General features: G+C 40.3%; 7 protein-coding genes. 3 read left to right on the top strand and 4 right to left on the bottom strand.

Annotation, left to right across the window (positions count from 1 at the left end; genetic code table 11):
* The first annotated feature begins 131 nt into the window (after nucleotides 1-131).
* Nucleotides 132-1,067, top strand: a complete 936-nt coding sequence (mdh, locus tag BGO88_RS05915) for a malate dehydrogenase (protein WP_056072875.1) — start codon at nucleotides 132-134, stop codon at nucleotides 1,065-1,067.
* A 221-nt stretch (nucleotides 1,068-1,288) separates the two neighbouring features.
* On the top strand, nucleotides 1,289-4,300 hold the full coding sequence (secDF, locus tag BGO88_RS05910) for a protein translocase subunit SecDF (RefSeq protein WP_056072872.1): 3,012 nt from the start codon (nucleotides 1,289-1,291) through the stop codon (nucleotides 4,298-4,300).
* Nucleotides 4,301-4,663: 363 nt separating this feature from the next.
* Here secDF and lgt read toward each other — a convergent pair whose 3' ends face one another.
* The 4 genes from lgt to folE form a co-directional block, all read right to left on the bottom strand.
* Complete coding sequence (gene lgt, locus BGO88_RS05905; RefSeq protein WP_286706278.1) at nucleotides 4,664-5,593, bottom strand: prolipoprotein diacylglyceryl transferase; 930 nt, start codon at nucleotides 5,591-5,593, stop codon at nucleotides 4,664-4,666.
* A 66-nt stretch (nucleotides 5,594-5,659) separates the two neighbouring features.
* Nucleotides 5,660-5,953: a membrane protein insertion efficiency factor YidD gene (gene yidD / locus BGO88_RS05900; RefSeq protein WP_273237986.1), complete on the bottom strand. Its 294-nt coding sequence runs from the start codon at nucleotides 5,951-5,953 to the stop codon at nucleotides 5,660-5,662.
* A gap of 9 nt (nucleotides 5,954-5,962) precedes the next feature.
* The gene (gene cysS / locus BGO88_RS05895; RefSeq protein ID WP_056072865.1) at nucleotides 5,963-7,441 is read right to left on the bottom strand and encodes a cysteine--tRNA ligase; all 1,479 of its coding nucleotides are present in this window, start codon (nucleotides 7,439-7,441) and stop codon (nucleotides 5,963-5,965) included.
* A 57-nt stretch (nucleotides 7,442-7,498) separates the two neighbouring features.
* Complete coding sequence (gene folE / locus BGO88_RS05890; RefSeq protein ID WP_056072861.1) at nucleotides 7,499-8,170, bottom strand: GTP cyclohydrolase I FolE; 672 nt, start codon at nucleotides 8,168-8,170, stop codon at nucleotides 7,499-7,501.
* 157 nt (nucleotides 8,171-8,327) lie between these two features.
* Between folE and BGO88_RS05885 the strand changes: the two genes are divergently transcribed.
* Nucleotides 8,328-11,636, top strand: a 3,309-nt coding sequence (locus BGO88_RS05885) for an NIDO-like domain-containing protein (protein WP_286706277.1), incomplete at its 3' end; no start/stop codon positions are given.

Below are 11,636 nucleotides of genomic sequence, written 5' to 3'. Positions count from 1 at the left end.
GTATTTTCTCTATGTTGATGGGTGATGAGGTACCGCCTCGTCGTGAATTCATCGAGAAGAATGCGGCCTATGCTAATATCGACGCCTAATACTCTGAAATAAACAACAACAAATAAACAAATACAATTATTATGAAAGTTACAATAGTAGGTGCCGGAAATGTGGGCGCAACCTGCGCTGACGTGATTGCTTACAGAGGAATTGCCAGTGAGGTGGTTTTATTAGATATTAAAGAAGGATTTGCAGAAGGTAAGGCAATGGACATCATGCAGTGCGCTACAAATACAGGATTTAATACAAAAGTTTCCGGAGTAACCAATGATTATTCTAAAACTGCCAACAGTGATGTTGTAGTAATCACTTCTGGTATTCCTAGAAAACCGGGAATGACAAGAGAGGAATTAATCGGAATTAATGCTGGAATCGTTAAATCGGTTGCAGAAAATGTTTTGAAATATTCTCCAAACACCATTGTAGTTGTAGTTTCAAATCCAATGGATACAATGACCTACTTGACTTTAAAAGCTACCGGACTTCCGAAAAACAGAATCATCGGAATGGGAGGTGCTTTGGATAGTTCCCGTTTCAGATATTACCTGTCAAAAGCGTTAGACAAACCGTCTAATGATGTTTCGGCTATGGTAATTGGCGGACACGGTGATACGACTATGATTCCGTTAACTCGTTTGGCATCTTATAATGGTATTCCTGTTTCTGAATTCCTTTCGCAGGAAGCGTTGGATAAAGTAGCGGCAGATACTATGGTTGGTGGTGCTACATTGACAGGGCTTTTAGGAACATCTGCCTGGTATGCGCCGGGTGCTTCTGTGGCCTATTTGGTTGACAGTATACTGAATGACCAGAAGAAAATGATTGCCTGCTCAGTATTCCTTGAAGGAGAATATGGGCAAAATGATATTTGTTTGGGTGTTCCTTGTATTATAGGTAAAAATGGTGTGGAAGAAATTCTTTCCATCAACCTGGATGAAAAAGAAAAAGCATTGTTGGCTAAAAGTGCCGATGCGGTAAGAAATATGAATGCCGATTTGAAGTCGGTTTTGGCGTAATTCCTGCCTTATAAATTAAGAGACTGCTTCTTGCAGTCTTTTTTTTATGATATAATTAGCAAATTAATTGGTTAATCTTTTGGTTAATTATATATTTGCTCGTTTTAAAAAAAAGGGAATAAGTCAAGTTTTGTTGTTATTGTCTGATAACTGCTTGATTTAGTCTGTTTTATCTGTTTAAACACACCAAGAATAAGAAATTTAATTAATTTTTAGTAATAATGCAGAATAGAGGACTCGTTAAATTTTTTGCAATTTTATTTGCATTGGTAAGTATTTACCAACTATCATTCACATTTGTCGCCAACCGCGTTAAGAGTGATGCAAAAGCCTTTGCTAACGGAGATGAGAAAAAAGAAGTAAAGTATCTTGATTCAATCAGCAAGGAAAATGTTTACAACCTTGGCTTTACAAAATTTACTTACAAAGAAGTTTCTGATAAGCAAATCAACAAAGGACTTGACCTTGAAGGTGGTATCAATGTGATTTTGCAAATTTCTGTAAAAGACGTTTTGAAAACTTTGGCTAACCACACAAAGAACCCGGTTTTCAATAAAGCTTTGGAGAATGCTGATAAAAATCAACAAGGTAATCAGGATTATATCGATGCCTTTTTTATCGCATTTGATGAAGAGTCTAAAGGAGCGGTAAAATTAGCAGATCCTGAAGTTTTTGCACACCGTAATCTTGAAGAGGTTAACTTCAATATGTCTGATGCGCAGGTAAAAACAATCATCAAGAGAAAAGTTAAAGAATCTGTTGAGAGTGCATTTAGAGTATTGACTGAGCGTATCGATAAATTTGGTGTAGTTCAGCCAAACATCCAGATGCTTGGAGAGTCAGGAAGAATTCTGGTTGAACTTCCGGGTGCAAAAGATGTTGACCGTATCAAAAAATTATTACAAAGTACAGCCCAACTTGAATTCTGGGAAACGTACAAAATAGAAGAAATGGGTAATTTCTTAATGGCTACTAATGAAGTTCTTAAGAAAACCGAAAAAGAAATCAATACTAAAGAAACTCCTAAAACAGCCAACGATACTCTTGGAAATCTGTTGACAGATGCTTCTAAAGATTCTACTGCAGTAAAAGGAAACAATCCTTTGTTTGACAAAATGACTGCTTACGGACAAGGTCCTATCTTAGGATACTATTCTCCGAAAGATACTGCAAAAATTAATGGGTATTTGAAAATGCCGGAAGTGAAATCACTTCTAACAGGCGAGCAGCGTTATGCTAAATTTGTTTGGAGCAAGCCTCAATCTATAAATGTATTAAAACAACAGATTGTTGATCCTACAAAAACTCCTAACTCTAAAAAGGTAGAAGTTTTAGAACTATATGCATTAAAAGGTAACAGACAAAACACTCCGGCAATGAGCGGAGGTGTTGTAACTGACGCAAGTGATAAATTCGACCAGATGGGTAAGCCTTCTGTAGAAATGATCATGAACAGCAAAGGTGCCAAAGATTGGGAAGCTCTTACAGGAAAAGCATACACTGAAAAAGGATTCATCGCTATCGTATTGGATGACGTAGTATATTCTGCTCCGGGAGTAACAAGTGGTGCTATCACAGGTGGTATTTCTCAAATTACAGGAAACTTTGATATTTCTGAAACAAAAGACTTAGCAAACATTCTTAGAGCAGGTAAATTACCGGCTTCTGCAGATATCGTTCAGTTTGATGCTGTTGGTCCGTCATTGGGGCAGGAAGCTATTGATAATGGTATTACTTCAGCTTTAGTTGGATTATTACTGGTATCGCTTTGGATGGTTGTATACTATGGAAAATCAGGTTGGTTTGCAAACATTGCATTGGCAGTAAACTTACTTTTCTTATTTGGTATTTTGGCTAGTATTGGTGCAATCCTGACATTGCCTGGTATTGCGGGTATCGTTTTAACAATGGGTACAGCGGTAGATGCTAACATTATCATTTACGAGCGAGCAAAAGAAGAATTGCGAATGGGCAAAACACTGGAAGAAGCAGTAAAAGTTTCTTTCAGCTGGAGAGGGGCGATGTCTTCTATTACAGATGCGAACGTAACTCACGTTTTGACTGGAGCCGTATTATTCATTTTTGGAACAGGACCAATCAAAGGTTTCGCAACTACATTATTGATTGGTATCTTCACGTCGTTATTTACATCAATCTTTATTACAAGAATCTTGTTAGAGTGGAGTATTTCCAGAAAGAACAACCTGACATTCGTAACATCAATGTCTAAAAACTGGTTTACAAACTTTAATTATGATTTCTTGGGTAAAAAGAAAATCACTTACATTTTCTCAAGCTGTGTTGTTATCGTGAGCGTTGCTTCATTCTTTATCAACGGACTTGATGAAGGTGTAGATTTCAAAGGAGGTCGTACTTTCCAAATCCGATTTGAAAAGCCGGTAGAAGCTTCTGAAGTATCTGACGAACTTACTAAAGTATTTGACGGAGTTGTTCAGGCAAAAGTATTAGGAGATAAGGAACAGCTTAAAATTGTTACTAAATATAAAATTGATGATCCAAGCTCTGATGCTGATGTGGAAGTAAACAAAATGTTGTTTGACAACCTTAAGAAATATTACGGACCGGATTTGACTTATGAAAAATTCGTAAATGCATATGATGGAAAAACCATAGGTATTGTATCTTCTTCTAAAGTAGGTCCTGCTGTTGCAAAAGATATTAAAACAAACTCATTTTGGGCAGTACTGGGAGCTATGGGAATTGTTTTCCTTTACCTGATGATTAGTTTCAGAAAATGGCAGTACAGCTTAGGTGCGATTGCTGCTGTAGCGCACGACGTTATCTTTGTTTTAGGTATCTATTCATTATGTTATAAATTCATGCCTTTCCACATGGAAATGGACCAGCACTTTATTGCGGCTATCCTAACCGTAATCGGTTACTCGATGAACGATACGGTAATCGTATTCGACAGGATTCGTGAATACCTTGCAGGTAAAACAAAAGGTAGCTTCAATGATATCGTAAACCGTTCGGTTAATACTACAATGTCAAGAACATTAAACACGTCGTTGACAATGATTTTAGTATTGCTTATCATGTTTATCTTTGGAGGTGAATCTATCCGTGGATTTATATTCGCAATGCTTGTGGGTATTATCGTAGGAACATACTCATCATTGTTCATTGCAACACCGGTTCTTTGTGACTCTATTTCTGATGCTGAACACAAGAGAATTGAAGATATGCACAATAATGTTGAGAACAAATAATACGTTTTCGATAGATAAATAATAAAAGCCCGATACGTCGGGCTTTTTTTTGTTTGTATAGTTCTGGAAATCTGTTTGAATAGAGCAAACAGAAAGGTTTACTCCATGGGGTTCACTCTTCATAAACTTAGCGTCTTAGCGCCTTTGCGAGAAGCTGTTTTCGCGCAAAGGCGCCAAGATGCAAATATGTTGTCTGGGTATTGAATTTGAAAATAATATATAAGGTGTTTGGTTTGTGAATTAGCCTTTTTAAGAGTTCTTTTCGTTTTTAATTTATATTCCTTATATTGCACAAGCTTGAAGGTTTATAAAAACCAATAAAAAAGGGCCGTATGGCCCTTTCTATATTTGATGAGTAATTTGCTATAAAGAATTTACCTTTTTCTCTGCAGTAAAGATAAAATACAGACCAGCAAGTATAAAAGGAATGCTTAGCCATTGTCCTGTTGAGAAAAGACCCAGAGATTCCTCAATTCCACCCTGGCTTTCTTTTACGAATTCAACCAGGAAGCGTACAGTCCATAACAAGACTAAAAATAGCCCGAAAAGATATCCGGATTTTTCTCTCGCCTGTGTTTTCCAGTAAGAGAAAAATAAGATGAAGAAAACAATCACATAGCCAACCGCTTCATATAGCTGTGCCGGATGTTTTGGAGCAACCTGCTGCAATATTGCTGCATATTCCGGATTCGTTGCGATTTGGTGATATGCATCATTGACATTGTTGGTTTTGGTTTCAATCATTGCCACGTCAGGTTTAATACTGTCCCGTAAAAATTTAATTCCAAGGGGAGAAGTCGTTTTGTGTCCTACGATCTCAGAATTGAAAAAGTTTCCAAGTCTGACAAAAATGGCGCCAGAGGCCACAGGAATTACAATACGGTCCAAAATCCATAAAAGAGGGCGCTTGATAACATTCTTGCTGTAAAAATACATTGTAATGATTATTGCTATCGCGGCTCCGTGGCTGGCCAATCCGGAAAAACCGGTAAATTCAAAATGTGGTTTCGTTTTGAATGGAAGAAAGACACTCCAGAAATCTTCGCGGAACAACTCTGACTGGTAAAAAATGACATGGCCTAAGCGGGCTCCTATTAATGTGGCGAAAAAAGTATAGATGAAAAGCGTGTCTAATTTTTCAATCGATTCGCCTTCTCGCAAATATATCTTTTTCATCAAATACCATCCTAATACAAAGGCAATTACAAACATCAGGCTGTAATAACGTATTACGAAAAAACCTAAGTCAATGCCTTCTGATGGATTCCAAACAATGTTTAGAGCTGTAGTCATAATTTTAAAGTTCTGAATTTAGCCGTAAAAATAAAGATTTGATTTTAATCGAATCAAAAAAAGGCGTTAATGTTTGTGCTTGCAGACTTTTTCAGGAACAGGGTCGTAGCCTTTTCCGCCCCACGGATTACAGCTTAGGATTCTGCGGATTCCCAAATAACCACCTTTAAACAAGCCATGCTTTTGCAGTGCTTCTATCGTGTATTGAGAACATGTTGGCTGATAACGGCAGGAAGAAGGCAGAAAAGGGGAGATACCGCCCTGATAAAACCGGATCAGCAGAATAAAGGGAGCGGTAAGTAGTTTTTTCAGGTTCACAATAGTGCTGTTAAAAAAAATGATGAAGCTTAATAGCTTCATCATCATTTGTTAGTTTATAGAGAATGTTGTTCCTTCTTTTCCGTCTTTGAGATTAATTCCCAGATTGGTAAGCTGGTCCCTGATCTTGTCAGACAATGCAAAATCCTTATTGGCTCTTGCTTCATTGCGCATACCTATAAGCATGTTGACAACACTGTCTAGCTTGTCATTATTTTCAAGTGATTTTTCGTTAGTCAGTCCTAAAACATCAAATAAGAAATTTTCAATGGTTTTACTGAATAGTTTCAGATCCTCCGAAGTAATCGTTTCCTTATTTTCTTTTAATAAATTGATATAGCGAACTGCTTCGAATAGCTGTGCTATTAATATTGGAGTATTGAAATCATCATTCATAGCGTCATAGCAGGCATCGATCCATGCCTGAATATCAAGCGATGATTTTTCAGAAGGAATGATTTCGTTTATCGTGTCATAAGCATCCATTAATCTTACAAAGCCTTTTTCAGAGGCTGCGATTGCATCATCTGTAAAGTCCAGATTGCTTCTGTAATGTGCCTGCAACATAAAAAAGCGTGCTACGGAAGGAGCATATTTCTTGCTTAAAAAAGGACTGCCGCCGGCATAGATTTCTCTTGGCAATATGTTGTTTCCGGTAGACTTGGCCATTTTTTTGCCATTTAGTGTAAGCATATTGGCGTGCATCCAATAATTTACAGGAGCTTGTCCGGTGCAGGCTTCATTTTGTGCAATCTCACATTCGTGGTGTGGGAATTTAAGGTCCATTCCGCCACCGTGAATATCAAAATGATTCCCCAGATATTTTGTGCTCATTGCAGTACATTCCAAATGCCATCCTGGGAAACCATCACTCCATGGAGAAGGCCATCGCATAATATGTTCCGGTTCTGCTCTTTTCCATAGCGCAAAATCCTGCGGATTTCGTTTGTCGGATTGTCCGTCAAGCTCACGTGTATTGGCAATCATGTCCTCTATGTTTCTGCCGCTCAGTTTTCCATAATTATGGGTCTTGTTAAATTTTTGAACATCAAAATAAACAGAGCCATTGGAAACATAACCAATGCCATTTTCGATAATCTTTTTGATGATCTCGATTTGCTCAATAATATGGCCTGTAGCAGTAGGTTCTATGCTGGGTGGAAGGAAATTAAACTCCTTTAAAATTTCATGAAAATCAACAGTATAACGCTGCACAATTTCCATAGGCTCAAGCTTTTCAACACGGGCCTTTTTTGCAATTTTATCTTCGCCTTCATCCTCATCATCTACAACATGCCCTACATCGGTAATATTGCGCACATATCTTACCTTGTAGCCAAGATGAAGCAGGTACCTGAAAACGACATCAAATGACATAAACGTTCTTACGTTTCCTAAATGCACATTGCTGTAAACTGTTGGTCCGCAAACATACATTCCTACATTGCCCTCATGAAGGGGAACGAAAACTTCTTTTTCTCCGGAGAGAGAATTGTATATTTTTAGATTTTGAGTCTGGTACAATGGCATAGGTTGTCGATTTTAAAATTCAGGCCTAAAGTGGTGAGGGCCTATTGGATTGGTCGCTTAAAACTGAGTGTCAAATTTAATATAATCTAGGAATTCTCGTCTTGTAGCCTCGTTTTTAAATTTACCTCCAAATTCTGAAGTAACGGTGCTGCTTTCGATATCCTTTATTCCTCTGGAATTTACACAAAGGTGCTTGGCATCAATTACACAGGCAACATCTTCCGTATTCAGCACTTTTTGTAATTCCTGAACAATCTGCATGGTCAGGCGCTCCTGAACCTGCGGACGTTTTGCAAAATACTCAACGATACGGTTCATTTTGGAAAGACCAACTACTTTTCCGTTAGAAATATAGGCAACATGGGCTCTCCCGATAATTGGCAACAGGTGATGTTCGCAAGTAGAATACACCGTGATGTTTTTTTCTACCAGCATTTCGCCATATTTGTAATTGTTGATAAATGTTGAAGCGTTAGGTTTTTTTGCCGGATTCAGACCGCCAAAAATCTCCTTAACAAACATCTTGGCAACGCGGTTAGGAGTGCCTTTTAGACTATCGTCAGTAAGGTCCATGCCCAGTGTTAAGAGAATGTTTTCTACGTCTTTTTTTATAAGCTCGATCTTTTGGTCGTCTGTAATATCAAAGGCATCGCTTCTTAAAGGATTTTTTGCATTTGTGGCAATATGGTTATCTCCAATTTCGTCTAGAAAATCTTCGTTATTTGTCATTGAAAATTATATATTATGGTAAGTACGTATTAAAGACTGCAAAGATAAATAATAAATAGCAAAGAAATTCTATAGATGTTAAATTTAAAAATTTTCAAAATTTAAGATAATTATTTCTTAAATTTATGTAAATTTCGCTCCTCAAAATAATCTAAAAATGAAAAAGAATTATCTTTTATTATTCTTATTTGCTTTATTGTTAACAAATAGTTATGGCCAGGATTTAGGCTGTGTCAGCGTAAATGCGAACACCCCATTGCCTATCTGTAACGTAGGCGATACAAGGACTATTACGGCTGCGCCGCCTGTTAACAGTGTTCCTAGACAGACTACAAGTTATACCATTTCTCAGACTCCTTTCGTATGGAGAAGTCCTGATAATGTCAACGATATAACAAGTATTACTTCGGATGACAAATGGTCGGCAATTGTACCGCTAAGAGGAAAACAAACAGTACCTTTTAACTTTTGTTATTTTGGTCAAAAATATAGTGATTGTTTGATAGGGGATAATGGAGTTGTTACTTTTAGTATTCTAGGTCATCCTGATTCTCCTGGAGGTTTATATAGGCCGAGTCTTTTGGTGCCTGCTGAAAGTGGCAGTGGATGGGCTTTCAATGCGCCGATTCCTTCCGGTCCGGGTTATGGCCCACCATACAAAAGCGCAATCATGATGTTGCAAGATTTGAATATCGCGAATGGTCCTACCTCGACTACCGCGATTAACTATTTTACGGTAGGTACCTATCCATGTAGGGCATTTGTTGCCAACTGGCAGGACGTGCCGCTTTTTGGTGGTGCTTGTGCTCCTGGTACGCAAGGATACCAATCTTATCAAATAGTATTGTTTGAATCTACCAATATTATTGAAATTCATGTAAGAAGGAGAACATCTTGTGCCGGTTGGAATGGAGGTAATGGTTTGCTTGGTATTCAAAATGCAGATGGATCTATAGCATATTCACCAACAAGCCCAAATAGAAATACGGGTACATGGCAGGTTCCGGATACTCAATCGGAAGCATGGAGGTTTACTCCAAGCGGTCCGTTGGTTCCGGTTACATATGAATGGTATGAAGCGGGTAATCCGGGTACAATAATTGGGACGAGTCCAAGTTTGACTGTAGCTCCTGCGGTAACCACTACTTATTGTGTTAGAGCTACTTTTGGAAGTTGTAATCCTGTAATTCCACCACTAACAGCAACAGACTGTGCTACTGTAAAAGTAGGGGAGCCTGTAGGATATCCTCCAAAAAATATCAAGCATTGTACTACTGATACTAATCCTAGAGTTTTTGATATAGGTATTAATACTGATGTTGTTCTCGGTACAATTGATCCCGGACCGCCTGACAATTTGAATCCGTATGATTTTGAGATTGATTATTATGAAAATCTTACGGATGCGAATAATGACGCAAACCCTATAAATACAGCGTTTTATGATCCTTCTGATACAGATGCACCGGTGTTATATACACTACCTGCGCCAGATATGACCAAGACGGTATATATTAAAATACGTGATATTATTTCCAACTGCTCTTACATTCTTCCTTTTGATTTGATCATAAGAGATTGTGATGCGCAGGAAATTGCACCTATGATTTTGTGCGACGTTAATAATGATTTTCAGGAAAATTTTAATTTAAATAATGAATTGCCTGCAATCAATGCTGCAATAGCAGCCGAAGCAGGTAACCCGCTTCCAGCTGACTTCTCGATAACTTTCCATGAGTCTGAAGCTGATGCTGATGACGTTACAACAGCTCTTACTCCTGCAGAAGTAGCATCATATCCTGGTACTACAGGAGATAGAGTATATGTTAGGGCAGAAAGTATTGCGGATCCTACATTCTATTATGTGTATTACTTTGATTTACGTCTGGTGCCTACGCCTGTAGCTACTATATCCGGAAGTGCACAGATTTGTGAAAATTCAACAGCGACTATTACAATTACAGGAACAGCTGGAGCTACCGTTCAATATACTGACCATACAGGAGCTACAGTATCTGTTGTTTTAGTTGATGACGGAACAGGAACAAACACCGGAGTATATACTTTCACAACACCGGCTGTTATTCCGGCAAATTCACCATATACTTATACTTTAGTTGATGCTACCCTAACAACTGCTGGAGTTACTTGTACGCAACCATTAACAGGGTCGGCTACTGTAACTGTAGGAGGTTTGCCAACAGCTAATATTACTACGCCAAATACGCCAATCTGTGAAGGTTCTGCTCTTACAATCAATGTTCAGGGAACGCCTAACACGGTAGTGACCTACACGGACCCAGCGGGAGCATCACAGACAGTATCTCTTGACGGAACGGGCAATGGCAGTATAAGCCTACCTACAACCCTTACGCCGGGTACCTATACCTACACGCTTGTAAAGGTATCGACCACCAGCACTCCTCCGTGCGAGGACAACCTGACCTCTGCGGTAACCATCACGGTAAGGCCATACCCTACAGCAACTATCCACCAGGTAGACACTCAGGTATGTCTTGGTAGCCCTTCGAGGGTAAGAGTTACCGGAGAACCAGGAGCTACAGTTACTTATACATTAGACAGTACGGCTGACCAAGTCATATTAGACGCTACAGGCGAGGCTATTATCCTTGAGGTATTGCCTACTGCAGGAACGCATACATATACCCTTGTTGGTGTTAACTCAGCCGTTGCGCCATTCTGCGGACAGGCTGCGACCGGCAGCGTGAGCATCGAGGTTACGGATGCGCCAACTGCGACGATATCGACCGCGACCCCGGTAATCTGCGAAAACGGCAGCGGCACGGTGACCATCACCGGAACGCTCAATGCGGAAGTCACCTATACCGTAAACGGCGGTAGCCCGCAGACGGTTGTGCTGGCCACGCCGAGCGCGGTCAACCCTGCCCTTGGCGAGGCGACGATTACCCGCACGCTAACCGCAAACACGACCTACGCCCTTGTGAGCGTTTCCACCACGGGCACTACCCCTTGCACCACGAACCTGACGGATGCGGTAACCATCACGGTAACCCCGCTCCCTACGGCCACCATCACGGCCACGGACGCGACGGTATGCGAGGGAACGGGAACCACCGTCGTAATAAACGGCCCGGCCAACGGCTCGGTGACCTACTCCGTAGGCACCGGACCTGCAATAACACAAAACCTTGATGCGGCCGGAACGGCCAGCATCCCAACGGGCCCGCTTACTGCGGCCACGACATATACGCTTACCGGCGTAACCACGGGCGGCACCGTGCCCTGCACAAGGACGCTTAACCTGCGTGCCACGGTTTCCGTGAAGGCGCTTCCTACGGCCGCCTTCACGGGCCCTGCCAACGTGTGCTCGAACAGGACCGCGTTGCTTGAATTCACCGGAACGCCGGGGGCCACGGTAAGCTTTACCTGGACGGGCGGGGGCTCCGACAGCGTGACCCTTGACGGGGCGGGCTATTTTGCCTAT

The sequence above is a fragment of the Flavobacterium sp. 38-13 genome (assembly GCF_001899155.1).
GTDB classification, from domain to species: domain Bacteria; phylum Bacteroidota; class Bacteroidia; order Flavobacteriales; family Flavobacteriaceae; genus Flavobacterium; species Flavobacterium lindanitolerans.
This window is presented reverse-complemented; position numbering and strand designations above follow the sequence as displayed.